Annotated in this window: 22 protein-coding genes; 11 read left to right on the top strand and 11 right to left on the bottom strand. The window is 36.0% G+C overall.

Annotated elements, in window-relative coordinates; all coding sequences use genetic code 11:
- The 5 genes from OZP11_RS23905 to fucP all read left to right on the top strand — a co-directional run bounded on the left by OZP11_RS23905 (nt 1) and on the right by fucP (nt 5,441).
- Nucleotides 1–1,137 (top strand): CaiB/BaiF CoA transferase family protein, encoded by a 1,137-nt coding sequence (locus tag OZP11_RS23905; protein ID WP_281232996.1) that lies wholly within the window; start codon nt 1–3, stop codon nt 1,135–1,137.
- A gap of 3 nt (nt 1,138–1,140) precedes the next feature.
- On the top strand, nt 1,141–2,364 hold the full coding sequence (locus tag OZP11_RS23900) for an extracellular solute-binding protein (protein ID WP_281232995.1): 1,224 nt from the start codon (nt 1,141–1,143) through the stop codon (nt 2,362–2,364).
- A 2-nt stretch (nt 2,365–2,366) separates the two neighbouring features.
- Nucleotides 2,367–3,434, top strand: coding sequence for a Gfo/Idh/MocA family protein (locus tag OZP11_RS23895; protein ID WP_281232994.1), 1,068 nt, complete (start codon nt 2,367–2,369; stop codon nt 3,432–3,434).
- Nucleotides 3,435–3,551: 117 nt separating this feature from the next.
- Nucleotides 3,552–3,992, top strand: a complete 441-nt coding sequence (locus OZP11_RS23890) for a MaoC/PaaZ C-terminal domain-containing protein (protein ID WP_256635200.1) — start codon at nt 3,552–3,554, stop codon at nt 3,990–3,992.
- A gap of 150 nt (nt 3,993–4,142) precedes the next feature.
- Complete coding sequence (gene fucP / locus OZP11_RS23885; RefSeq protein WP_281232993.1) at nt 4,143–5,441, top strand: L-fucose:H+ symporter permease; 1,299 nt, start codon at nt 4,143–4,145, stop codon at nt 5,439–5,441.
- 126 nt (nt 5,442–5,567) lie between these two features.
- On the opposite strand, the gene OZP11_RS23880 is transcribed toward fucP, so the two are convergent.
- From OZP11_RS23880 to OZP11_RS23865, 4 genes are all read right to left on the bottom strand, one after another.
- Nucleotides 5,568–6,083 (bottom strand): hypothetical protein, encoded by a 516-nt coding sequence (locus OZP11_RS23880; RefSeq protein ID WP_281232992.1) that lies wholly within the window; start codon nt 6,081–6,083, stop codon nt 5,568–5,570.
- Between the two features lie 568 nt (nt 6,084–6,651).
- Nucleotides 6,652–8,058 (bottom strand): efflux transporter outer membrane subunit, encoded by a 1,407-nt coding sequence (locus tag OZP11_RS23875; protein WP_281232991.1) that lies wholly within the window; start codon nt 8,056–8,058, stop codon nt 6,652–6,654.
- Nucleotides 8,059–8,076: 18 nt separating this feature from the next.
- Nucleotides 8,077–11,244 carry an efflux RND transporter permease subunit gene (locus tag OZP11_RS23870; RefSeq protein ID WP_281232990.1) on the bottom strand — a complete coding sequence of 1,056 codons (3,168 nt, stop codon included), beginning with the start codon at nt 11,242–11,244 and terminating at the stop codon, nt 8,077–8,079.
- 5 nt (nt 11,245–11,249) lie between these two features.
- On the bottom strand, nt 11,250–12,410 hold the full coding sequence (locus tag OZP11_RS23865) for an efflux RND transporter periplasmic adaptor subunit (protein WP_281232989.1): 1,161 nt from the start codon (nt 12,408–12,410) through the stop codon (nt 11,250–11,252).
- Nucleotides 12,411–12,675: 265 nt separating this feature from the next.
- Between OZP11_RS23865 and OZP11_RS23860 the strand changes: the two genes are divergently transcribed.
- The 4 genes from OZP11_RS23860 to pdxR all read left to right on the top strand — a co-directional run bounded on the left by OZP11_RS23860 (nt 12,676) and on the right by pdxR (nt 16,348).
- Nucleotides 12,676–13,719: a sensor histidine kinase gene (locus OZP11_RS23860; RefSeq protein WP_281232988.1), complete on the top strand. Its 1,044-nt coding sequence runs from the start codon at nt 12,676–12,678 to the stop codon at nt 13,717–13,719.
- Complete coding sequence (locus OZP11_RS23855) at nt 13,719–14,450, top strand: LytR/AlgR family response regulator transcription factor (protein WP_281232987.1); 732 nt, start codon at nt 13,719–13,721, stop codon at nt 14,448–14,450. Before OZP11_RS23860 ends, OZP11_RS23855 begins: the two co-directional genes overlap by 1 nt.
- A gap of 15 nt (nt 14,451–14,465) precedes the next feature.
- Entirely contained in the window at nt 14,466–14,759 is a 294-nt protein-coding gene (locus tag OZP11_RS23850; RefSeq protein ID WP_281232986.1) for a DUF3861 domain-containing protein, read from the top strand.
- 176 nt (nt 14,760–14,935) lie between these two features.
- Nucleotides 14,936–16,348: a MocR-like pyridoxine biosynthesis transcription factor PdxR gene (pdxR, locus tag OZP11_RS23845; protein ID WP_281232985.1), complete on the top strand. Its 1,413-nt coding sequence runs from the start codon at nt 14,936–14,938 to the stop codon at nt 16,346–16,348.
- Here the strand turns inward: pdxR and OZP11_RS23840 are convergent.
- The 3 genes from OZP11_RS23840 to OZP11_RS23830 all read right to left on the bottom strand — a co-directional run bounded on the left by OZP11_RS23840 (nt 16,343) and on the right by OZP11_RS23830 (nt 17,938).
- The gene (locus OZP11_RS23840; RefSeq protein ID WP_281232984.1) at nt 16,343–16,948 is read right to left on the bottom strand and encodes a MarR family winged helix-turn-helix transcriptional regulator; all 606 of its coding nucleotides are present in this window, start codon (nt 16,946–16,948) and stop codon (nt 16,343–16,345) included. The genes pdxR and OZP11_RS23840 overlap by 6 nt on opposite strands.
- 258 nt (nt 16,949–17,206) lie before the next feature.
- Nucleotides 17,207–17,470, bottom strand: a complete 264-nt coding sequence (locus OZP11_RS23835; RefSeq protein WP_281232983.1) for a DUF2024 family protein — start codon at nt 17,468–17,470, stop codon at nt 17,207–17,209.
- A gap of 240 nt (nt 17,471–17,710) precedes the next feature.
- Entirely contained in the window at nt 17,711–17,938 is a 228-nt protein-coding gene (locus tag OZP11_RS23830) for a thioredoxin domain-containing protein (protein WP_281232982.1), read from the bottom strand.
- Between the two features lie 174 nt (nt 17,939–18,112).
- Here OZP11_RS23830 and OZP11_RS23825 point away from each other — a divergent pair, with 174 nt between their 5' ends.
- Nucleotides 18,113–18,844, top strand: coding sequence for a YggS family pyridoxal phosphate-dependent enzyme (locus OZP11_RS23825; RefSeq protein ID WP_281232981.1), 732 nt, complete (start codon nt 18,113–18,115; stop codon nt 18,842–18,844).
- Between the two features lie 30 nt (nt 18,845–18,874).
- Nucleotides 18,875–19,609 carry an AAA family ATPase gene (locus tag OZP11_RS23820; RefSeq protein WP_281232980.1) on the top strand — a complete coding sequence of 245 codons (735 nt, stop codon included), beginning with the start codon at nt 18,875–18,877 and terminating at the stop codon, nt 19,607–19,609.
- A 51-nt stretch (nt 19,610–19,660) separates the two neighbouring features.
- Here the strand turns inward: OZP11_RS23820 and OZP11_RS23815 are convergent, their stop codons facing one another.
- The 4 genes from OZP11_RS23815 to OZP11_RS23800 all read right to left on the bottom strand — a co-directional run bounded on the left by OZP11_RS23815 (nt 19,661) and on the right by OZP11_RS23800 (nt 24,055).
- Nucleotides 19,661–20,275, bottom strand: a complete 615-nt coding sequence (locus OZP11_RS23815) for a thioredoxin family protein (protein ID WP_281232979.1) — start codon at nt 20,273–20,275, stop codon at nt 19,661–19,663.
- A gap of 3 nt (nt 20,276–20,278) precedes the next feature.
- On the bottom strand, nt 20,279–20,758 hold the full coding sequence (locus OZP11_RS23810) for a TlpA family protein disulfide reductase (RefSeq protein WP_281232978.1): 480 nt from the start codon (nt 20,756–20,758) through the stop codon (nt 20,279–20,281).
- A 126-nt stretch (nt 20,759–20,884) separates the two neighbouring features.
- Entirely contained in the window at nt 20,885–23,365 is a 2,481-nt protein-coding gene (locus OZP11_RS23805; RefSeq protein ID WP_281232977.1) for a DUF1963 domain-containing protein, read from the bottom strand.
- Nucleotides 23,366–23,404: 39 nt separating this feature from the next.
- Nucleotides 23,405–24,055 carry an Imm19 family immunity protein gene (locus OZP11_RS23800; RefSeq protein ID WP_281232976.1) on the bottom strand — a complete coding sequence of 217 codons (651 nt, stop codon included), beginning with the start codon at nt 24,053–24,055 and terminating at the stop codon, nt 23,405–23,407.

Below are 24,055 nucleotides of genomic sequence, written 5' to 3'. Positions count from 1 at the left end.
ATGAAACCATTAGAAGATTATTTGATAGTAGATTTCAGCCAGTTTCTTTCGGGTCCTTCAGCCAGCCTTAGATTAGCTGATCTGGGCGCGCGCGTTATAAAAATTGAAAAACCGGGAACAGGAGATATCTGCCGTACTTTATATACTTCGGATTTGATTATGAATGGCGAATCATCTGTTTTTCATACCATCAACAGAAATAAAGAATCATTTGCCATTGATTTTAAACAGCCGGAGGAGCTTCAAAAATTAAAAAAATTACTGGCCAAAGCCGATGTCGTAATGCATAATTTCAGACCCGGAGTTATGGAACGAATTGGTTTAAGTTATGAGAATGTAAAAACTATAAATCCCAATGTGGTTTATGCTTCTATTTCTGGATTTGGAAATCATCCGGAACTTAAAGATCTGCCGGGACAGGATTTATTGTTACAGTCCCTTACAGCTTTAACCTGGCTGAGCGGAAATCAGGAAGATGGTCCGGTGCCAATGGGTTTATCGATTGTTGATATGCTTGCCGGAGCGCATTTAGCACAAGGAATTTTAGCGGCTTTATATCGTAAAGCAACTCATAATATTGGAGCTTTGGTTCAGGTAAGCATGCTTGAGTCGGCGTTTGACTTTCAGTTCGAAACCATTACCACGTTTTTTAATGACGGAGGTCAATTGCCTGTTCGAACCAAAACCAACAATGCACACGCATATTTAGGCGCGCCATACGGAATTTACCAAACTCAAAACGGCTATTTAGCTTTGGCAATGGGTTCTATTCCGGTTTTGGCTTCACTCCTGAAATGCGATGAATTATTACAGTTTCCTGAAAATAAATTCACGCTTAGAGATGAGATCAAAAATATTCTGGCTTCTCACCTGCTGACTCAGGAAACGCAGTTTTGGCTGGATATTTTAGAACCCGCAGATATTTGGTGTGCCGGAGTTTTAAACTACGAACAGCTTTTTAAGGAAGATGGTTTCAAGGTTTTAGAATTTACTCAGCAGGTTGAAATGCTGGACGGATACTCTTATAAAACTACAAGATGCCCTATAAAAATTGACGGCGAATACTTTACATCCGGCAAAGGTTCTCCTAAATTAGGACAGGATAACGAACGAATTATAAAAGAATTTATAGCGTAAATCATGGAAAAATTCAGAATCGCCGTTAGAAAATTTTCTCCTTTCGAAAGCACGCTGCAAAAGCTGTGGGATGCATTTTGTCTGAAAAACAATATTCAGATCAAAGTCGAAATGATTCCATTAGAACTGCACGATCTTTATGAAGAAACCATTTCGAAAGAAGGTTTAAAAAACGGAAACTGGGACATTGCGCATCTTAATACCGACTGGATTTTTGATGCTGCAAATGAAAAAGCGGTTTTGGATTTAACCTCATTTATCAATCAAAATACACCTCAGGATTATCCTCAGGGCTGGCATAAGTCATTACTGCATTTACAGCAGATTAACGGCGGTACGTACGGACTTCCTTTTCACGACGGACCGGAATGTCTGATTTACAGAAAAGATTTATTTGAAAATCAGACCGAAAAAGAAAATTTCAGGAAACAATTTGGTTACGAATTGTTCCCTCCAAAAAACTGGGAGCAATTCACCCAAATTGCGACATATTTTAACCGTCCGGCCAATAACTTATACGGATGTGTTTTTGCCAATTATCCTGACGGACATAATATGGTTTTTGATTTCTGCCTGCAGTTATGGACACGGGGCGGGTCGCTTTTAGATTCTCAAAATCAAATTAATATCAATCATACAGCTGCTGAAAAAGCTTTAGATTATTACCGAACGATTGTAAACACTGCAATTGCGGTTCATCCGGGTTGTAAGAATTTTGGTTCTGTAGAGGCTGGTATGGCTTTCGCCGAAGGACAGGCTGCAATGGCAATTAACTGGTTTGGATTTGCTTCGATGTGTGAGGTAATCGACGAATCGAAAGTGAAAGGAAAAGTAGATATTACAGAACTTCCTCACGATCCTGACCATAAAACGGCTTCGTTGAATGTGTACTGGCTTTACACCATCGGGACTGGAAGTAAAAATCAGCAGTTAGCCTACGATTTCCTTCGATTTGCGACAACCGCCGAAAGCGATAAATTATTGACAACAGAGGGCGGCATTGGGTGCCGAAAATCAACCTGGAAAGATGCTGAAATCAACGCTGTGATTCCATATTATCATAAACTGGAAATGCTGCACGAAAATGCGCTGACATTACCGCAAACCCCAATCTGGCCAAAAGTTACAGAACTTATCGATCAGATGGTTTTAAAAGCTATTGAAACGGATATTCCGTCGAAAACGCTTTTAGAAGAAACACAAAATGCTATTCAAAAAATTATTTAGATATGAATATTCCATATAAACCTTTACTACCTCAAACAGATCAGCCGATTGTGATTATCGGCGCCAGCGGTATTGTAAAAGATGCACATCTTCCGGCTTATAAAATGGCTGGATTTACGGTTTTTGGCATTACCAACAGAACGATTTCAAAAGCACATGATTTAGCCAAAGAATTTGACATTAAACATGTTTTTGAAAATGTTGCCGAAGCTGTTAAAAACGCACCGTCAAATACTGTTTATGATATTACGGTTCTTCCTGATCAATATATCGAGATTTTAGAACAGCTTCCTGATGGCGCTGCCGTTCTGATTCAGAAACCAATGGGAAATGATCTGGCACAGGCGAAAGAAATTGTGGCGGTATGTGAAAGGAAAAATCTCGTAGCGGCAATCAATTTTCAGCTTCGTTTTTCACCATTTGTAAGCGCAGCGCGATATCTTATCAATGAGGGTTTAATTGGCGATTTATACGATTTAGAATTTAAAGTAACTGTAAATACGCCTTGGGAATTGTTCCCGTTGATTAAGGAACATCCAAGATTGGAAATTCTTTTTCATAGTGTTCACTATATCGATTGCATCAGATCGTTTTTAGGAAATCCAAAAGGGGTAATGGCAAAAACGGCTAAACATCCGCTTAAAAAATTATCATCAAGCCGATCTACAATCATCTTGGATTATGGTGAAGACAAACATGTTGTAATCAACACCAATCACGATCACCACTTTGGTCCGAACCACGAAGAAAGTTACATTAAATGGGAAGGAACAAAAGGTGCCATAAAAGCTAAAATGGGATTGTTAATGAATTATCCTGACGGTCTGCCTGACATTTTTGAATATGCCGTAGAAAACGAAGCCGGACAATACGAATGGAAAAAAGTTCAGTTAGAAGGTTCCTGGTTCCCGGAAGCTTTCATTGGAACAATGTCAAATTTAATGCGCTTTAAAGAAGGTTCTGATTCTAAATTATTAGCAAGTGTTCAGGACGTTTTAGACACCATGAAAGTAGTTGAAGCCTGCTACATCAGCAGTAACGGCGGCGGAATATCACTGGAAAAATTATAATTTTTTATTGCGAGATGTGAAATGTAAAAAGTGAAATAAGAAAGTTTTTAAGCACTCTTATTCAACATCAAATCTTTTACATTTTACATCTCACATAAACCATAACATCAAAACATTATGTATTTTAAATCAACCTTTTTTGAAGATTATCAGCTTGATGATAAAAGAGTTACCTTAGGCAGAACTATAACCGAAACGGATTTTGTAGTTCATGCCGGACATACGGGAGATTTTTTCCCGCATCATATGGACGAAGAATGGTGTAAAACACAGCCATTTGGACAACGTATTGCGCACGGAACTATGGTTTTTGCCATCGGAATCGGCTTAACAGCATCTGAAATCAATCCGGAAGCTTTTTCAAGAGGATACGACAAAATGCGATTTGTAAAACCGGTTCATATTGGCGATACCATTCATTCTGAAATCACAATTTCTGAAAAAGGTGAAGCAAAAAATCCGGAAATGGGAACCGTAACAGAACATGTAGAAATCATTAACCAAAGAGGTGAAGTGGTTTTGGTATGTGATCATCTTCTTCTGGTCAAAAAGAAATAATTCTTTTTTTGAGTGACAAAGGTTCAAAGGGGCAAAGGTTCAGAGGTTTTTCTTCTAAACCAAGAAAGACGCACTTCGGTGCGCCCTCTACAATACCTCTGAACCTTTGTAACTCTGAATCTTTGAACCTAATAAAAAACTATCTAACGAATGCAAGTAACAAACCAAACCGGCGATCAGCACGAAGTGCCAACAGAAGGAGGAAAAACCAACTACCTTCTTCCATTTATTTTAATTACCAGCTTATTTTTCTTTTGGGGAATGGCGCATGGTTTAGACGGTATTTTAATACCTCATTTAAAAAAGGCGTGTCAGCTTAACAACAGACAATCAACGTTAATCGACACTGCTATCTTTTTTGCTTATTTTATAATGGCAATTCCTGCAGGAATGATTATAAAAAAGATAGGATATAAAAACAGCATTATTACAGGCTTATTAGTATTTGCTGTAGGAGCTTTTTTATTCGTTCCGGCAGCAAATAGTCGAACTTATGAACTTTTTTTACTTGCTTTATTTATTATTGGCTGCGGATTAACAATTCTTGAAACAAGTGCCAATCCTTATGCCGCTATACTTGGTCCTCAGGAATCTTCTTCTACCAGATTGAATCTTGCAGCTTCTTTTAATGGCTTAGCGGTAACTTTAGCTCCATTATTGGGTGGACTTTTTATACTATCGGGAGTTAACCATACTCCTGAACAAATGAACGCAATGTCTGATACAGTAAAAGCTGCTTACTTATTAGAGGAAGCATCAGCTGTAAAACTTCCATATATAATTCTGGGATGTGTATTGGTTCTTTTAGCTGTTGTGTTTTATTTTATGCACTTGCCATCTATGAAATCTCACTCAACAGAAACCGAAATTAAACCTGGATTTTTTTCTGTTTTAAAATTTTCACACTTAAGCTGGGCAGTTATAGCACAATTCTTTTATGTGGGAGCACAAGTCTGTATAACTAGTTTTTTTGTACGAATAGCACAAAAAGAAGCTGGATTGGATGAAAGAACAGCAGCATATTACCTTAGTGTTTATGGCTTCTTATTTATGATGGGTCGTTTTAGCGGAACATTTCTTCTAAAATTCGTTAAAGATTATATTTTACTTTCTATCTATTGCATAATTAGTATTTTTCTTTGTTTGGTTGCAATTTATGGAACCGGAATCTATATTATTTATGCTTTAGGAGGAATTGGTTTCTTTATGTCAATTATGTTCCCAACTATCTTCTCTTTAGGTATTGTAGGTTTAAAATCGAATACTGAAACGGGCTCTTCCTGGCTGGTTATGTCAATTGTGGGAGGTGCCATTCTTCCTTACGCTATGGGAACTTTAATTGATATGAAACACGATGATATTCAGGCCGGATATATTATTCCGCTTGCCTGTTTTGTGATTGTCTTATCGTTTGGTTTATACGGACATAAGGTGAAAAATTTAAAGTGAGAAGTAAATAGTGAGAAGTGAATAGTGAATAGTGAAAAACTATACTGATTTTAAAGTTAATCATTTGATATTTTCATAAAAAAACGCCTCTGAAATGAGGCGTTTTTCTTTGGTTGTTTAATCTAGTTAGTGACGATTCCCTTGCGAACTGCCATTCTTTTTATCGGAATGCTGGTTATTGTTTTTTCCGTTTCCTTTTCCGTTGTTATTTCCTTTTCCTTTATTATCAGATTTTTGTCCGTTTTGAGATTTCGTATTTTTTACCGGTTTTTCTCCTCTGTTTTTCTGAGGCTGCCCTTTATATCCTTTTGGATAATTTGTTCTGTGTTTTGTGTGATACGTATAAGGAGCATCTCCTTTATAATCATTTAAAACTACTTTATAACCATCGTACAAATCATACTTTCTGTATTTTGACGGAAGTCTTTTTTCACGAATCCATTTTCCGCTATTGTCATAAATAAATACGCTTTGGTTTACATCATAATAGACATCGATATCAGGTAAATAATAATATCTACTGTCGTCGTGTCCTTCTGGTCCCCAGCTTGGCGGCGTTCCGATATTTACATTTATAGAAACTTGTGCCTGAGCGAAAAATACACTCATAAATAACATTGCGGCGAATAGTAACTTTTTCATTTTTTCAGTTTTTAATATTAATTCTAATAGATAATAATCGAAAGTAATGCCAATAATTAAGTTTAGGATATTCATTATACCGAAGCCATAAAGTAATCGACGAGAAGTGCTTTTTTGGCGATGTAGATTGTTTTAGTATTATAGTGTTTTTTTGTGCTTATCACTTCAATTATGTTTTTTAACCGATAGGAGAAATCACACGCACAAATCGATAAAAATTGTCTTTATATTTTGTAGAATAGCCGCGCGATTTCTTCTTTAGCCGGAATGACAAGATTGTGCAGAAGTCTTTATCAAAGTTTAAAACTATGACAACGATCTTGTTTCGTATGTATTTAGAAAATAAAACAAAAACGCCCCGTTTCCGGAGCGTTTTTTAGTCATGTTTTATTTAATTCAAGGCGATCATCGAAATACTATGATCATTTGGAAGTTTTATTGCTTGTCTTTAGATTTCCTTTCATCTAAACAGGTCAAAAGTAATTCAATATTGTGGTATTGTACTATTATTTAGACAAAGAGCTCAATTTTAACGACAAACGTACACTTTTAAGAGTCCGTTATGAAATTATTTCCAGCCGCCTCCCAGAGCTCTGTACAGATTAACTACTGCTTGTAATTTTTGCAGATTATCATTAATACCGCTTAACTGGGCTGCCAAAAGGTTTTGTTCTGATGTTAATACATCTGTATAATTAGTAGCCGAACTGTATTCTAATAATTGTTGTGTAAAATCAACTGCTTTTTCCAGAGCTTCGATTTGTTTTGCTCGCGAATCTTCTTTTTCAACTGCCATTTGGTACGCATACAAAGCATTCGAAACTTCAGTTCCGGCCGTTAACAAACTTTGCTGAAAGTTGTTATATGCTTGTACTTGTTGAGACTGAGCTGTTGTCAATCGCATTTTATTTTGTCCCTGGTTGAAAAGAGGCTGCGTTAAACCGCCAATAATCGAATAAAAAATAGAATTTGTAAAGAAATCTTTTATTTCTAAATTCGAAAATCCGCCGCTTGCCGTAAGCGTCAAACTTGGATAGAAATAACTTTTTGCCAGATTTGTTGATTCAAAAGCAACTCTGAAATTAAACTCTGCCTGACGAACATCAGGACGGTTCTGCAATAACTGAGAAGGCATTCCGATCGCTATATTTTCAGGGATAATCTGATTTCCAAGCTCACCTCTGTCAATTGGCCCGGGTCCTTGTCCAAGCAAAATGTTAAGCGTGTTTTCAGTTTCGCGGATACTTTGTTTCAAATCCGGAATCAAAACTTCTGCAGCATGTTGATTCGCTTCACTCTGAACCACAGCCGCTCCGGTTACAATTGCACCTTCTTTTAAATCTTTAATTGTTTCAACGTTTTTAATACGGCTTTCTAAAGTTTCCTGTGTAATTTTCAATTGTTTGTCGTACGCCAGCAACAGGAAATAATTATTGGCAATATCCGAAATCAATTGAGTCTGAACGGCTTGTTTAGCAGCATCGGTCGCTAAATATGAAGCTAAAGCGGCTCTTTTTGAACTGCTTAATTTTCCCCAGATATCCAGTTCCCAGGATGTACTTAAACCTAATTTATAGGTAGTCGTAAGGGTATTGATATTAATCCCGGGAGGAAAGTTAAGTCCTGCCTGTGATTGTTTATTACGCGTTACACTTGCATCCAGATTTAAAGTTGGGTAATAAGCCAATTTACTCTGACGCAAAGAAGCTCTTGCCTGTACGATATTTTCTATTGCATTCTTCAAATTAAGATTTTGGTCTAAACCTTTCTGAATTAATGCATTTAGTTTTTCATCTTTAAAAACACTCTGCCACGGCATATCGGCAATTGTAGTAGAATCGGCAGAAGCCTCATCACGATACAGCTTGTCGGTCGAGAGTGCAGCTGGGCGTTCGTATTTTTTGGTAACGGAGCACGCGCTTAAAAGTGCGGCTGTCATTATCAGAAGAATATATTTATTTGAACTATTCGTCATCTCTGTTTTAATTAAATTTTACTCTTTGTGAGCTTCTAGTAACTGTATTTCCTCTTCATCATCGTCGTCATCGTAGCCGTCTTTTGCAGGACCGCTTATTTTTTCCTGTAAACTCTGGAAAATGATAAACAGAACCGGAATAACAAATACCCCTAAAATAGTTCCAATCAACATTCCTCCTACGGCTCCTGTACCAATCGATTTATTACCAACCGCTCCGGCTCCTGTCGCAAACATTAATGGAACCAATCCTAAAATAAAAGCGAACGAAGTCATCAAAATAGGACGCAAACGTGCTACAGCTCCTTCAATTGCAGCCTGAACAATAGGCAGACCTTTCTTTCTTCTGTCAAGGGCAAATTCGACAATCAAAATACCATTCTTCGCCAGAAGTCCGATAAGCATGATTAAGGAAATCTGCAGGTAAATATTACTGTTCAATTTGAATATAATCGAGAACAAATACGCTCCCGCTAATCCAAACGGAATCGAGAATAATACTGCAAATGGTAAAATATAACTTTCGTACTGCGCACTTAATAAGAAATAAACGAATACGAGACACAGGATAAAAATGAATATCGTTTCACTTCCTGATGCCAATTCCTCACGCGTTAAACCCGAAAACTCATAACCATAACCCGCAGGAAGATTTTCTGCCGCTACTTCCTGAATAGCTTTAATAGCATCTCCTGAACTAAATCCCGGTTTTGGTGCTCCGGTAATTGCAATAGAAGTAAACAAGTTAAATCTTGAAATTGATTCCGGTCCAAATACTCTGGTCATTTTTACAAACTCCGTAATTGGTGCCATAGTTCCTGCACTGTTACGAACAAAGATTTTATTTAATCCCTGTGTATTGGTTCTAAATTCCGGTGAAGCCTGAATCATAACACGGTATTGCTTACCGAATTTATTGAAGTTCGAAGCGTACAATCCGCCATAATACCCCTGCATAGTCGATAAAATCGTGTTTACCGAAACTCCTGCATCTTTGGCTTTTGCCAAATTAATATCCATCATATACTGCGGGAAACCAGGGTTAAATGGTGTTGTTGCATATTGAATTTCAGGACGTTCAGATAATTTAGCCAGAAATTCGTTATTTACTTTAAAGAACTCAGCTGTTGTATGTCCTCCTTTATCCTGTAACTGGAATTCAAACCCCCCGCTTTGTCCAAAACCTTGGATAGTTGGAGGCGAAATAAAGAAAATATTGGCTTCGCGAATACCGCTGGTTTTAGCAAAAAGCTGTCCAATTACATCATCAACACTTAAATCACGTTGATCCCAAGGTTTTAATTTTACGATAACCATACTATAAGCACTACCCGCTCCGGCTGTAAAGTTTTGTCCTACAATACGAAGGGTATTTTTAACTCCCGGAATGGTTTTGGCAATACTGTCTACTCTTTTGGCAATAATATCAGAACGTTCCATCGAAGCAGATGGCGGTAAACTGATGTTTGCGAAAACGGTTCCCTGATCCTCAGATGGTACGAAGGCAGACGGCGTAGTTTTCATCATATAAAATAAAGCCAGACCTGCAATAACAATTGAGGCAATTGGAATCCATTTTTTAACCGAAAGGAAACTAACCGAACGTTTGTATTTTTGGGTTACTCTGTCAAAAGCAACGTTAAACGCGGTATAAAAACGCTGCAAATAACTTTTATGTTTATGATCGTCTGCGTGTGGTTTCAGTAAAAGCGCACACAAAGCAGGACTCAAAGTCAAAGCGTTAACTGCCGAAAGAATAATCGCAACAGCCAGTGTAATACCAAACTGTTTGTAGAAAACCCCTGTTGATCCTGTGATAAAGGTTACCGGAATAAATACCGCCGCCATTACCAGTGTAATCGAAATAATCGCTCCGGAAATTTCGTCCATCGCATCGATTGTTGCTTTTTTAGCCGATTTATAGCCGTGGTCTAATTTGGCGTGAACGGCCTCCACGACCACAATCGCATCATCGACCACAATACCAATTGCCAGTACCATCGCAAACAGCGTAAGTAAGTTAATCGTAAATCCGAATAAATTCAGGAAAAAGAAAGTACCCACAATCGCCACCGGAACTGCAATAGCCGGAATTAAAGTCGATCTGAAATCCTGAAGGAAAATAAATACTACGATAAAAACCAGAATAAAAGCTTCGATCAAAGTATGGATTACCTTTTCAATTGAGGCATCAAGGTTGTCGTTAACGTCTACCATTGTGGTATACTTAACCCCTTTCGGGAAATTCTTTGCTGCTTCTTCAATCAGTTTTTTAGAGTTGTTGATTACGTCACGTGCATTCGATCCCGGAGTCTGGCTGATGGCCATCGCTGCCGATTCTACACCGTTTGTTTTAATCGTTGAAGCATAGCTTAAAGATCCTAACTCAACTTTAGCAACATCTTTAAGACGAAGCATCTGCCCGTTTCCAACAGATTTGATAACGATATTTTCAAATTCCTGAGCGCTTGTTAAACGCCCTTTATATTTAATTACATATTGAAAAGCCTGATTTCCGTTTTCACCAAATTTACCCGGTGCCGCCTCAATATTCTGCTCTGCAAGGGCAGCCGAAATATCACTCGGAATCAGTTTGTATTGCTGCATTACATCCGGTTTCAGCCAGATTCTCATCGAGTAATCTTTGGCACCAAAAACGGTTACATCTCCTACCCCAACAACACGCTGGATTTGTGGTACAAGGTTAATTTTTGCATAATTCTGTAAAAACGTCTGATCGTACGCTTTATCATCACTGTATAAAGAGAAAATCAATAAGTTACTACTCTGGCTTTTGGTTACCGTAACCCCCGCCTGAGTTACCTCTACAGGTAATAAACTTGTTGCTCTAGAAACCCTGTTCTGAACGTTTACCGCTGCTAAGTCAGGATTGGTTCCTACTTTAAAGAAAATTTTGATCGATGCATTTCCGTCATTGGTTGCTGTAGAAGTCATGTAGGTCATATTCTCTACACCATTGATCTGCTCTTCCAGCGGAATTACAATACTTTTTAATACCACATCGGCATTGGCTCCTGTATAACTTGCTGCCACGTTTACGGTTGGCGGTGCAATATCCGGATATTGAGAAATCGGTAACTCAATTAGGCCTAAAACACCTAATATGACTATAATAACAGATATTACAGTCGAGAGTACTGGTCGTTGTATAAATTTTTTAAACATTTTTTTTATTTTAAGTCAGCATAAACCGTCTCCGGTTTTTGATTTTGAGCTTTAATTTCAGTTCCTTCTTTTAAAGAGGCCACCCCTTCTAATACAATTTCATCTCCAGCCTGTAAACCGCTTGTTACTACATAATAATTTCCTGCTGAATTGTCTAGTACTTTAATACTGGCATTTTTGGTTTTTCCGTCTTTGCCTAAAACTACTGCGAAAATCTTATCCTGAAGTTCAAATGTGGCACTTTGAGGCACGATAATGGCATCTTTCACTTCATTAGGAATACGAACTGTTGTGCTGCTGCCGCTTCTGATGATTCCTTTTGGGTTTGGGAAACGTGCTCTCACATTTACAGAACCGGTTTCTGTATTAATTAATCCATTTACAGTTTCGATGTGTCCTTTTTCATCATAAGCAGAACCATCTGAAAGCAATAAAGAAACTGCCGGTAAACTTTTGATTTTCTGAGTTAAAGAAGCACCTGTGTTGTTGTTTTGAGTGAAGTTTAAAAGCATTTTTTCGTTCATCGCGAAGTATGCATATACGTTTCCAATACTAGAAACAGTCGTTAAGGCATCTGCTGTATTTGAACTTACAAGACTTCCTAAACGAAAAGGAATCGACCCCACAACGCCATTTACAGGACTTGTAACGGTTGTATATCCTAAATTGGTTTTCGCATTTACCAAAGCTGCATTTGCCTGAGCTAAAGATGCCACAGCTGACTCATAAGTATATTGTGCCGATTCTAAATCATACTTACTAATGATTCCTTTCTCGACCAATGGTTTTACTTTATTAACAGCCAGTTTTGCCGCGCTTAAATCAGCCTGAGCACTTTTAATGCTTGCCGTGGCGGTACGAACCTGCTGCTCATATTCAGGAGCACTAATTTTAAATAAAGGCTGTCCGGCTTTTACAACCGCACCTTCATCTACAAAAATTTTTTCGATGTAACCCTCAACCCTTGGGCGGATATCTATATTTTGCTGTCCCTGGATACTAGCCGGAAAATCGCTGTTTAAAGTAGCCGATTTTGTCTGTAAAGTTACAGTCTTGTATTCTTTAATCTGCGGTGCACCTCCGGCCTGAGCCGATTTATCATTTTTACCGCACGAAGCGATAATAAGTGATGCTGCAAGGATGCTTAAAAATGATTGCTTATTCATTTGAAATAATATGTAATTATCGATTATATGACAACAAAAGAAATAAAATATAATACACAAAAATTTTCAAATAGACGAAGAGTAAAAGATAATCGATAAAGATAAGCTGACAGCCGATGGACTTTTTTAAAAATTAAACAAGCGTTTAATTCATAAACTCATCGGCTGTAATCTAGTTTTTAGAGACTGTAATTCTATGTTGAGCGATTGGTTTTTAATCGAATGTAAATAAACTGTAATATTGCCAATAAAAACATAATTTGCAATGGCATCTTACCTTCACAGACCTTATTTATTTACCGGACTGCACATTCTCAGCTGGGCATTATTAGGCTTTATTATGTTGTTCTACATGCCAATTACGTGGAATGTGGTACTGCCTGCTGTTTTCTGGCTCTGGCAGATGATTATCTTGTTTTTACTCATTATTCTTTTTTATTCGAATGCCAAAATTATAGTTCCAAAAACTATTATTAAAGACAATACTTCTCCTTATCTGCTTTGGGCTTTTCTTGCTATTTTCGCCATGCAGTTTATTGCCTACATTTATACATCACAAACAGATCTTCATAATAAAATAAGTCTGATTTTAGGTTTTAAAAAATACCGAAACCCATATTTCGATAATTACGTTTTTATGCTTACGTTATTGGTTCTCGGTATCAGTACCAGCTGGTCGATGCTCCAATACTGGCAGAAAGCGGCACAGCACAAACAAAAACTGGAACAGGACAAAACAATGGCCGAACTGGCAATGCTGAAAGCACAAATTAATCCGCATTTCTTTTTTAATTCGCTCAACAGTATTTATTCGCTTACGTATTCTAATATTGAAGATTCCAGAAATGCACTTCATACCCTGAGCCGAATGATGCGCTACCTTCTTTATAGTACAGAAGAACGCACTACACTGCATAAAGAAGCTGAATTTATGAAGGATTTCATTGCTTTGATGAAACTTCGCGCCAACAGCAAATTAACCATTACGACTGATATTCCTGAAAAACTGCAGGATTATCCAATTGTTCCGATGTTATTACTACCTTTAGTAGAAAATGCCTTCAAACACGGAATCCATGCCACAGATAAAAGCGAAATCCATATTAAACTGAAACAAAATGGAAGTAATCTGGAATTTGAGGTAGAAAACACCTATTTCGAAAAATCGTCTGTAACAGATGAAGGCGGAATTGGTTTAACAAATACAAAACGCAGACTGCATTTGATATATCCGCATAAACATACATTGATTGCCGGACTGGCCAAAAACGGAATGTACAATGTAAAACTGCAAATAATTTTAGACTAATGATAACATTAAAATGTATAGCAGTCGATGACGAACCCCTCGCCTTAAAACTGGTGCAGACTTTTATTGAGCAGACACCTTTTTTAGAATTAAGTGCGAGCTGCGACAATGCGGTTGAAGCCATGTCTTTAATCAAAGAAAAACAACCAGACCTTGTCTTTCTCGACATCAATATGCCCAATTTAACAGGGATGGAACTGGCAAGACTTTTACAGGAACAACCTGGATTAACGCCAAAAATCGTTTTTACTACCGCATACAATCATTACGCAATTGAAGGTTACAGGGTAAATGCGGTCGATTATCTTTTAAAACCCTTCAGCTACGAAGAATTTTTACGTGCTGCCAACAAAGTGCTTCAGATAACCGAAGAAGCTTCCAATAATTTCCAGACTATTTCTGCCGACGATGAATTTATCTTTTTAAAAGTCGAATACCAATGGGTCCGCATTTCGCTAAAGGATATTTTATACATCGAAAGTTTAAAAGATTACGTAAAAGTGCATCTTGATGATAATCAAAAAGCGGTGATGTCACTTATTTCCTTAAAAGCTTTAGAAGAAAAACTTCCTTCTGCCAAATTCATGAGAGTACACCGATCCTTTATTGTGGCTCTTGACAAAATCAATGCGATTACCAAAAATTCAATTATAATTGGAAAAACCGAAATTACAGTTGGTGAACAATATAAAGAAACATTTAAAACCATTGTAGACAAATGGTTAAAATAAAACAGATTCAATATCATGGAAAAAAGATCAAATAAATATTACCTTACTCTAAGCCTGAAAGAATACGCAAACGGCGAAACTGAACCTGCAAAAGAACTTGGAATTGAGTTTGACAATCACGACGAAATATTCGGAATTATAGAAAGAATCAAAGACAAAAATATATTCGAAAATCCGCATGAGGCCACACAGTTTGCCATTGGACTGAAATTATTCAGCGAAATCAAATTAAAGCACCGTAAAAATCCTTTATTTAATGAATTAAACGATGTTTTTCCGGTATTTATGAAAAAACTAAAAAGCTTGTAGACAGATAACTGCAAGCTTTTTTCATTAAAAAAAAAGTATATTTTTTTCTACATTTAGTTATCTAAAATAAAACAACGGGCTTGAAGAAAAACTCAGGTAAAACTTCATATTCAAAAAGCCTTTTGTAAATTTGGTCTGTTTATTTAGCACAATTTAAACACTAAAAGACAGACCAGATGTTACGACCTTGGCAATTCGAAATTCATTTAGATAAAAAATCAGACAAAGCATTGTATTTGCAAATTGCAGATGCGATCATCAATGCCGTTAAATCAGGCAAACTAACAAGCGGTAATGCATTGCCAGGAAGCCGGCAATTAGCGGGATTATTAAACGTAAACCGAAATACGGTTATAGAAGCACTAGATGTTTTGATTGCCGAAGGCTGGCTGGTTACAATGGATCGTAAAGGAACTTTTATTGCCGATATTCTTCCGGAAGTAAATTCTAATAAAAATTCAGAAACCAAACCGAATATTTCTATTGAAGAATCAAAACCGTATCTTGTTTTTGATGATGGCTTTCCAGACAGCCGACTTGCACCAATGAACGATCTTGCCCGTGCTTACCGAGAAATATTCAACCGAAAATCGCGCTGGCAGATTATGGGTTACAGTAATGAATTTGGGAATCTGGAATTCCGAAAAGCGATCGTACAAATGCTGAATTTTAAAAGAGGGATGAATGTTTCTCTGGAACAAATCTGCATTACACGAGGCAGTCAGATGGCGATGTATCTGGCTTCGCATTGTTTATTGTCTAAAGGTGATTTTGTAATGATAGAAAATCCGGGATATAAACCGGCATGGCAGGCTTTTGAAAACGCAGGTGCTTCATTAATCCCGATAAGCGTCGATAAAGATGGTTTGGATTTAAATGAAGTCGAAAAACATCTGAAGAAAAATCCCACTATAAAAGCCATTTATTTAACACCGCATCATCAATATCCAACTTCGGTTACAATGAGTTTAAAAAAACGTTTAAAGCTCATTGAACTTTCTAATCAATACGGATTTACGATTATAGAAGATGATTATGATAATGAATTTCATTTTGGACAACGCCCAATTCTGCCTATTTCAAGTTACAGCAATGCGAAGAACTTTATTTACATTGGCACATTAAGTAAGATTGTAGCTCCGGCACTTCGAATTGGTTATTTGGTAAGTTCTGCTGAAAATGTTCAGAAAGCTGCGAATCATCGAAAAATTATTGATGTGCAAGGTGATAATATTATGGAAGAAGCGGTTTTGAATCTTATTAACGAAGGAAAAATCAAAAGGCATCTAAAAAAAACAAACCTGATTTACAAGGCAAAAAGAGATTATTTCGAAAGTTTGTGCAATCAACACCTTAAAGATAAAGCCGTTTTTACCAAACCCGAAGGCGGTCTGGCGTTTTGGATTGTTCCTAATAAAATAGTCGATACAGAGAAAATCTGCACCGAATTACTTTCTAAAGGAATCAAAATTATAAATCCTGATAAGTTCAGTTTTGACAGTCCAATAAATGGTTTTAGACTGGGTTACGCCTCTTTAACCGAAGAACAATTGCAGGAAGGAATTACAGCGCTTGCAAAATATTTATAAACGAACCGCTTTATGATCTGGACAATCGAGTCTGATATCGTTTGTTTTTAAAGGAATATCCATCAATTGGCAATGTTTTTTTCCGTCTCGCTGTACAAAATAACCACAGTTATAACAAGTGCTTTGTACGTTTATGACTTGTAAATTATGTAATTGCTCAATAATAGAAGTCATATTTTTCCAGAGAATCGTTTTATCATTTTCTGATCTTTGAGCAACCAAATCAAATAACGGATCTGTAAAATCTTCGGTTAAAAGAACTATTTCTAAACCTTTTGCGGTCAGTTCCATGCTGTAACTTCTGGAATCTTTCTCATTTTCAATTTTAGAAATGTATTCTTTTCTCTCCAAAATTTTAATCGTATCACTTACAGTCGCTTTGGTCAAATTGAATTCTTTAGACAGATAACTAACCGTTGTTTTCGCTGCGGAATGGTGTTTTATAAAAATCAAAATCTGAATCTGTATCGGACTCAAATCGTGTTTTTTGGCTTTTTCCCATAACAAAACTTTAAAAACCTGAGACAAACGTTCTAATCCGGCTACAATTTTTCCGTCTACACTATTGTTTTGTATTTCTAAGTCGAAGATATTTTTCATACTACAAGATTAAAAAAATAGACTGAAAGTCCCCACACTTTCAGTCTATAGAATTAATAATCGGAACACGTTAGGTACAATCGCTTTAACACATAGAGACATAGATTTTTGTGTCAAAAAAAGAAAGTAGAAGAAACTAGTTTCCACACATAGCTAAACTATTTGCATTTAAACTAGTGAAACGCCTTTTTTAAGTTTATATGTCTATGTTTCTATGTGTTAAAAAAATTTCACCCAAAGGATCAATCAGATTGAAAATTAATTACAGTTTTCCATTTCAATAATCGAAAATCCGTTCTCGCGAATTTGATTTTCAATTTCTGCCGGCGCTTTATCAATGTGGCAAAATCGACATTCATTTGAAGTCAATGGCTGACCTTCCTGAGAAACTGTTTTAAGATATTCTTTTCCATATTCGAAAATCTGATTGGTATCAACTGTATTCTCATCAACCAGAATATCAAAATGCATAATTTTTCCGTCTTTTCGGGTTACATAAGTATCCCATACTGCTACTTTCATATTTTTATTGTTTATTGTTTGTTGTTGTATTTAAATTTATTTAAACACATAGGAACATAGGTTTGCAATCTCTAAAAAAAGTATTTCAAAAAACTAGTTTTGACACATAGCTATGTTTGTTTCAATGAGTGAAACGTCTACTACCACGTTCGTAAAAACTATGTTCCTATGTGTTAAAAAAATTAAATTCTTTGTTTAATAAAAACCTCTTCGGGATCTACCCCAAAGAGGTCTTTATATTTACCCAATCACATCCTCCATAGAGGCTCCAAAATTAATGTGCAGTACATTTCCGTTTGGTGTAACCAAAGCCGGAACCGATTGTACTCCCGCTTTTTGAGCTTCGCCAATACGAGATCTGTCTTCTCCAATATTTACTACTTCAACATCCTGAACTAAATTTAAAATGTCGTGTTCTGCGCTTACGCAAACCGGACAGCCTGCGTGATAAAAAATTGATTTGCTCATTTTGATTTGATTTAATTTTGACTTCATTGTCAGGACAAAATTAGTTAGGTATCCTAACTACTAAATCATCCAGTTTTGTCAATTTTGGACATTTTCTGGTCTATACTCTGGACTACTTCAGATAGAAAAAACTGGATCTTTTTTACAATCCAACACCTTGATAACTTTGCACTTATGAAAGAGGATATTATTTTGAATTTAAAACAGGTGCATGAGCGAATAGAAAACGCCTGTAAAACCGCAGGCAGAGATTCGGCTGATGTTCAGTTATTGCTTGCAACGAAAACGGTACCTGCCGAAAAAATCCGTATTGCCATTGAAGCCGGAGAAACTTTAATGGGCGAAAATAAGATGCAGGAACTCCGTGATAAAGATTCGGAACTACGAAATCTTAATATTGAACGTCATTTTATTGGTCATCTTCAGACGAACAAAATCAAAGATGTTTTAAAATATGCAACTTGTATTCAATCTCTTGACCGATTAAGTCTTGCGCAGGAATTAGACAAACAATTGCAGAAAGAAGGCAGAAAACTTGATGTTTTCGTTCAGGTCAATACTTCTTTTGAGGAAAGCAAATTTGGTCTGGCTCCAGATGCAGTTATTTCATTTATAAGAGAAATAAAGCAATATGAAACTCTTACAATCAAAGGGTTAATGACGATTGGTTTATTAGATGTCGAAAAGGAAAAAATGAGACCTTCTCTCCGATTGCTTCGGGAAATACGAGATGAAATCTACAATGCCAAAATTGACGGTATAACTGATTTAAAACTTTCGATGGGAATGTCGCAGGATTTGGAACTCGCCATTGCCGAAGGTTCAAACATGGTGCGGGTGGGAACTTCTATTTTTGGAAACCGATTTTTGGGAAAAGAAATCTGGAATGAGAATATTGCAGAATAAAGCCTAATTTTGCACCAAATACAATCTAAAATGAATCTGTACGAACTTGTTGTAACTGATACTGAAAAAATTGCGCTCGATGATCTTCTTTTCAGCGAAGAGAATAAATTGGCTTTGACTCAAATTATTAAGGAGCATAAATATATCGACGAATTAAAAAAGTACAATCTTAAGGTTGATAATAAAATACTGCTTCACGGACATTCTGGCTGTGGCAAAACCACAACAGCAAAAGCAATTGCGACAGCTTTAAACAAAAGCATCGTGATTATAAACCTCAGCACTTTAATTAATGCTAAAATTGGCGAGACTTCTAAAAATGTAAAAGCCATTTTTGATAAAGCGATCCGCGAAAAAGCGGTTCTATTTCTGGATGAATTTGACCAGATTGGGAAAAGCCGTGATAACGATGATAAGGATGTAGCCGAATTGAAACGTTTGGTAAACACGATAATCCAGTTAATTGATTATTTCCCAACCGACAGTTTGTTAATCTGTGCTACCAATTATTACAACAGCATCGATACGGCTTTATTGAGAAGATTTCAGGTAAAATTACAATTTGAAATGCCGGATCAGGAACAATTGAATGTTTACTACGAAAAGTTATTAGCTGATTTCCCGGTTCATTTTCAGGATATTCCAAGAAAATATAGTATTTCTTATGCTGAAGCAAAAGATTACATCCACACTACAATGAAAAGACAGATTATTGCTGAGCTGGAGTTAAAAGAACAGCAGAAGCTTAACGAAGTTATTCAATAAAAAAATGCCTCATATTCTGAGGCATTTTTTAACAAATTAAATTTCTGGTAATTAAGCTTTCGCTTTTCTTTTTACTGTACAGCCAATTTCTTTGGTTTGCGTTACAGCTGGTTTTTGACCGCTTTTTAAAGATGCAATAACATCTTCGGCATATTTTATTTTTTGAGGATTCTTCCCTTCCGGATCGTTGTCGATTGCGCCTACATATTCTACCACATTTCCTTTTGAAGTTTTAGAAACGATAAAAATGTGAGGTGTGCGTTTTGCTCCGTATTCGTCTGTAATTTTTTGTCCCGCATCAAATAAATATGGGAAAGGATATTTTTTCTCTTTTGCCAAATCCTGCATCTTAGCAAATGTATCTGCTGTTGAAGCTTCCGGATCGTTTGGATTAATAGCAATAACCGGATATCCCTGCGGTTTGAATTTTTTATCCAAATCGATAATTCTCTGCTCGTAACCTACAGCGTAAGGACATGTATTACAAGTAAAAACTACGATATATCCTTTTGCATCTTTAAAAGCTCCAAAAGAGACTTCTTTATTATCTACATTTTTCAGTTTAAAATCTGGTGCAGCGTCTCCTGCTTTAAGAGTTGTGCCCGTTTGTGCCTGAGCCAGAAAAGCAGAAAATGCTAATGTCAGTAATAAGATTATTTTTTTCATGGTTTACAGTTTTTTATATTCAGTTAATAATTGTTCGTAGGTAAATTCGCTTTCAACAAATTTTCGTTTATCGCCTTTAATAAAAAGTGTTGCGGGAATACTGCCTGACCAGCTTGGGTCAATACGGTCAATGAATTCCTGCGGACTGCTTTCGTTAAGCAGAAAAACTTCATTCTTCAGGTTTTTTCTTTTTACAAACGGAACTACGTTTGAAGCCAGTTTTGATTTAAAATCCAGACTTACCAATAAAACGGCCAGTTTTTCTGATTTATGGTCGGCTCCCAGTTTTTCAAAATGCGGTAATTCTTTAATGCACGGTGCACACCAGGTTGCCCAAAAATTCACTACATACGTACTGTCCTGCCCTTTTTTGATTCTCTCGTTTAACTGATCGATCTTTAAAAGCTTTACGTTCTGGTTATATCCTTTTACTGAAAATAAGAGAAAAAGAAAAAAGGAAATTTTTAAAAGTTTATTTCTCATAGATTTTAATACTCTCAAAATTAATTTGTTTCCTACAAATATAAACCAATGACAAATTACATTTTGTTAATAAAACTTTAATGCAGTCTAAATTAGCATTGAAGACTTCAAAATTTTCTTAAACATCTAACTGGTTTCTAATCCGCAGTACACATTTGAAAAATCTCTTTTTCCAAGATCGCTCTTGTGAATAACGAAATATATTTCGCCTGCATCCCAAAAACTAAAGCCCGGATTATTATCACTGTTTACACGTAAAAGTACCATCCATTCTTCGGGTTTTCCTTTAAACGTATTTACAGCTTCAATTTCAGGGGAATCATGCTGTTTAAAAACATAACTGTTAATTCCGTGAGAAGAGTTTGCATCAAAAGGCAAAAGTGCTTCGTGGAGCGCCTCAGCTTCTTCGTATTTCTCTTCTAATTCCTTTAATTCGGGCGCAATATTTTCATAGTGCTGTTCATCATTATAAAACGACGGAAGACTTACACATTTTGCCGAATCAGCCTTAAATGGATGGAAAATACCAGCTTCATCATAGATAAACTCTTCATCAAAATTTAATTCTCGTGCCGATTTTAATTTGTCCATTTCTCCATCATAATAAAGAACTTTTGGAGCAAAATCCTGCTGATCTTCAATAAAGAAATAAAGTATTCCTGTTCGTGGCAGATAATCCTGTAAGCTGGCTATTGAAGCACAATTGACCTGAGCAATAAACTGATATCCTTTTTCTTCATCATCTATTTTTACTGTTGGATAATCTAGATTTAAAGGTAAATCTGGAATACCTCCAAATCGGGTATTCCCCAATTCATCATAAGAATCTGGAGTTGTAGTAACAAAATTTACTGCATGACGCGCAATTTTAAAAAGTCCATTTTCATATTCTTGAAAATCTGTTTTTTTAATAGCTTTTTGAAGATTTGAATTTAAATCTGAATTGTTTCGTGCATAAAATAATTCGTCGTCATAAGGAATTACGCCACTATTATTTGCACCTTTATAAGTGTAATCCAGTAAAATCATTTTCTTTTCCAGTTCCAAATCGAGTTCCGGAATATTTTCTAGTCCCGAAGGAAGCGATTCAAGAGGATTATTTCTAATGTGAAGTTTTCTAAGATTCTTTAATCGTATATATGAACTCGGAATATCCGTGATCTGATTCCCCTCTAAATGTAAAACCTCTAAATTATCAGGTATTGATTGAGGAGCAGATCCCAAATTGTTATTTTCAAGATAACAATATTTAAGCTTTGAAAGATACTGCAAAGTATACGGATGAATGCCTTTGACTTTACTTCCCGCTAGCAATAGATGTTCCAATTCACGAAGATCTCCAATCCATTCCGGGAACTTCGTAACTGCTGAAATTCCCCAAAGATGCAGACTTTTTAAATCCTTAAAATGTTTAATTGATGAAGGAATTTCGGTAAATGCTTCGGCTTCTTTGCTATCATTTGAAAACTGAATAGAAAGTGATTCTAAATGAACTAGTGAATGAAGTTCTTCTCTTAATTCAACTGGATCCGGATCTTTTAATTTTAATTGGCGTACGATTTTAGGTGGTGCCTTTTCTAATTCTTTAAGCAACGTAAAATCATACTTTTCCCATTCTAACTCTTCTACATTTATTTTTTTAGCTAAACTTATCTTATATCTTTTAGGATCCCATTTATCTTCAAGATAACCAGTTAATCCTACCCATCCTTCTTTTAAAGTAACATGACCCGTAAAAGCAACCGAATAATTAAATCCTCTATCCCATAAATAATGGTTGTAAGTTTCGTCTCTGCCTTTTTCAAACGGAATTATACCTGTAGGCATTCCTTGGTTATAGATCTGAGCAAGAGAAAAATTTAATCCTACAGCTCCATTATAGGAATCAACTATATAACCGTGTTTTTTCTCTTTAAATTTTGGAATAATCCCTTCTAAATTAACATACAAAGTTCCATTTACAGAAGCACTGCATTCTGGCAAAAACTGCAATTCGATATCATCTATTTTCCAATATTCTTTGCCGTCTGCTGGAATAGAAAATTCTTCTATAACTAGAGGAATGTCGTTTTCTTCATCATCAAAATCTAAATTTTTATCTGATTCTTTATGATAATAAAGATCAAGTAAAAACTGAGGAAGTTTATTTATTGCTTCTTTAGGGTTTCCAAAATATTCAAGACTTTTCCATATTTCTTCAAAAAGAGGTTCATAAAAACTTCTGTTTTTTATTTTACAATCGCCTTTAAAAATATAACAAAATTCATCGCTTATTTGGACAATTGCCAAATAATAGAAGAGACCATCGTTTGATTTCAACAACCTAATATTTGATGTATGACCTGCTAATTGAATTTCCTTTTCCTCTATCAGCTTCGTTTCCTGGTCTTCGTGTTTACAAGATTCCCAATAGCGTAAAACAAGAGTCTCTCCAGTAAATTCATTAAAAAATGCTACAGGAATAAGAGTTGTCGTTGCATACGACAAATAATCACTCTTGGGCAGTTCGTGCGCTGCTCGAATGCTTTCCCAAACCACCTGCATATTGGTGTAAACAGAAGGGATTAGAAGGGAAAATGTTTCGGTTTCAAATTTTTGATTGTTCATAAAAGACTATTTTGGCTTACATAATAATTTTTGAATGAGCTATTTCTGAGTCATCAGAATTTTATTTAGTTCTGTTACCTCTTCTTTATAACGCGGATAATCAGTTATATTACGTACGCTGTGGTTTTGATTATTGGTTAAACCTATTCCTGCAGTTTCCTGAAATGGTGATTCCATGATTAAACCATTTAAAATACAATCTGCCAGATATTCAGAATGGGGTTCAAATTTCGGAATGGTTTCCAGATGTTTGACTATAAAAGGCTTTAGAATATCTCTTTGATCTTCTGTTATTCCTGTCATTGGTAAAAAAAGAAGAAACAGGTTTGGATGTTTTTCAAAAGCCAGTAATTCTTCTAATGTAAAAAACCAGGCTTCAAAATGACCGCCTAGATTTCCGATATAAATATCATTCAGAAAAAAGTTGATTTCGTATTCTGCAAATTCAACTGCAAAATTTAAATTATCGTTTATTTTTCCCGTAACGTATCTTGGATTTTCTTCGATATCTTCCTCATTAAAAAATGTTCTTTCCCAAGCGTAAGCTTCTTCTTCATTAGTGTCTACAACCTCCAAGACCTCATCAATATTTATTTCTTCTTTTTCATCGTAACCACGCGACCAGCAGAAATAATATTTCCAGAAAAAAGTATTGTTGCTGAGTTCTTCTATTTGTATTTGTTTGTTCAT

It is taken from the genome of Flavobacterium gelatinilyticum (assembly GCF_027111295.1).
Lineage (GTDB): Bacteria > Bacteroidota > Bacteroidia > Flavobacteriales > Flavobacteriaceae > Flavobacterium > Flavobacterium gelatinilyticum.
This window is presented reverse-complemented; position numbering and strand designations above follow the sequence as displayed.

Excerpts from the sequence above, each read along its gene's own strand:
- OZP11_RS23890 (WP_256635200.1), top strand. The coding sequence starts at position 3,552 with ATGTATTTTAAATCAACCTTTTTTGAAGATTATCAGCTTGATGATAAA.
- OZP11_RS23880 (WP_281232992.1), bottom strand. The coding sequence starts at position 6,083 with ATGAAAAAGTTACTATTCGCCGCAATGTTATTTATGAGTGTATTTTTC.
- OZP11_RS23830 (WP_281232982.1), bottom strand. The coding sequence starts at position 17,938 with ATGAGCAAATCAATTTTTTATCACGCAGGCTGTCCGGTTTGCGTAAGC.
- OZP11_RS23820 (WP_281232980.1), top strand. The coding sequence starts at position 18,875 with ATGAATCTGTACGAACTTGTTGTAACTGATACTGAAAAAATTGCGCTC.
- OZP11_RS23865 (WP_281232989.1), bottom strand. The coding sequence starts at position 12,410 with ATGAATAAGCAATCATTTTTAAGCATCCTTGCAGCATCACTTATTATC.
- OZP11_RS23805 (WP_281232977.1), bottom strand. The coding sequence starts at position 23,365 with ATGAACAATCAAAAATTTGAAACCGAAACATTTTCCCTTCTAATCCCT.
- OZP11_RS23860 (WP_281232988.1), top strand. The coding sequence starts at position 12,676 with ATGGCATCTTACCTTCACAGACCTTATTTATTTACCGGACTGCACATT.
- OZP11_RS23870 (WP_281232990.1), bottom strand. The coding sequence starts at position 11,244 with ATGTTTAAAAAATTTATACAACGACCAGTACTCTCGACTGTAATATCT.
- OZP11_RS23825 (WP_281232981.1), top strand. The coding sequence starts at position 18,113 with ATGAAAGAGGATATTATTTTGAATTTAAAACAGGTGCATGAGCGAATA.
- pdxR (WP_281232985.1), top strand. The coding sequence starts at position 14,936 with ATGTTACGACCTTGGCAATTCGAAATTCATTTAGATAAAAAATCAGAC.
- OZP11_RS23900 (WP_281232995.1), top strand. The coding sequence starts at position 1,141 with ATGGAAAAATTCAGAATCGCCGTTAGAAAATTTTCTCCTTTCGAAAGC.
- OZP11_RS23810 (WP_281232978.1), bottom strand. The coding sequence starts at position 20,758 with ATGAGAAATAAACTTTTAAAAATTTCCTTTTTTCTTTTTCTCTTATTT.
- fucP (WP_281232993.1), top strand. The coding sequence starts at position 4,143 with ATGCAAGTAACAAACCAAACCGGCGATCAGCACGAAGTGCCAACAGAA.
- OZP11_RS23815 (WP_281232979.1), bottom strand. The coding sequence starts at position 20,275 with ATGAAAAAAATAATCTTATTACTGACATTAGCATTTTCTGCTTTTCTG.
- OZP11_RS23895 (WP_281232994.1), top strand. The coding sequence starts at position 2,367 with ATGAATATTCCATATAAACCTTTACTACCTCAAACAGATCAGCCGATT.
- OZP11_RS23875 (WP_281232991.1), bottom strand. The coding sequence starts at position 8,058 with ATGACGAATAGTTCAAATAAATATATTCTTCTGATAATGACAGCCGCA.
- OZP11_RS23800 (WP_281232976.1), bottom strand. The coding sequence starts at position 24,055 with ATGAACAAACAAATACAAATAGAAGAACTCAGCAACAATACTTTTTTC.
- OZP11_RS23840 (WP_281232984.1), bottom strand. The coding sequence starts at position 16,948 with ATGAAAAATATCTTCGACTTAGAAATACAAAACAATAGTGTAGACGGA.
- OZP11_RS23855 (WP_281232987.1), top strand. The coding sequence starts at position 13,719 with ATGATAACATTAAAATGTATAGCAGTCGATGACGAACCCCTCGCCTTA.
- OZP11_RS23835 (WP_281232983.1), bottom strand. The coding sequence starts at position 17,470 with ATGAAAGTAGCAGTATGGGATACTTATGTAACCCGAAAAGACGGAAAA.
- OZP11_RS23850 (WP_281232986.1), top strand. The coding sequence starts at position 14,466 with ATGGAAAAAAGATCAAATAAATATTACCTTACTCTAAGCCTGAAAGAA.
- OZP11_RS23905 (WP_281232996.1), top strand. The coding sequence starts at position 1 with ATGAAACCATTAGAAGATTATTTGATAGTAGATTTCAGCCAGTTTCTT.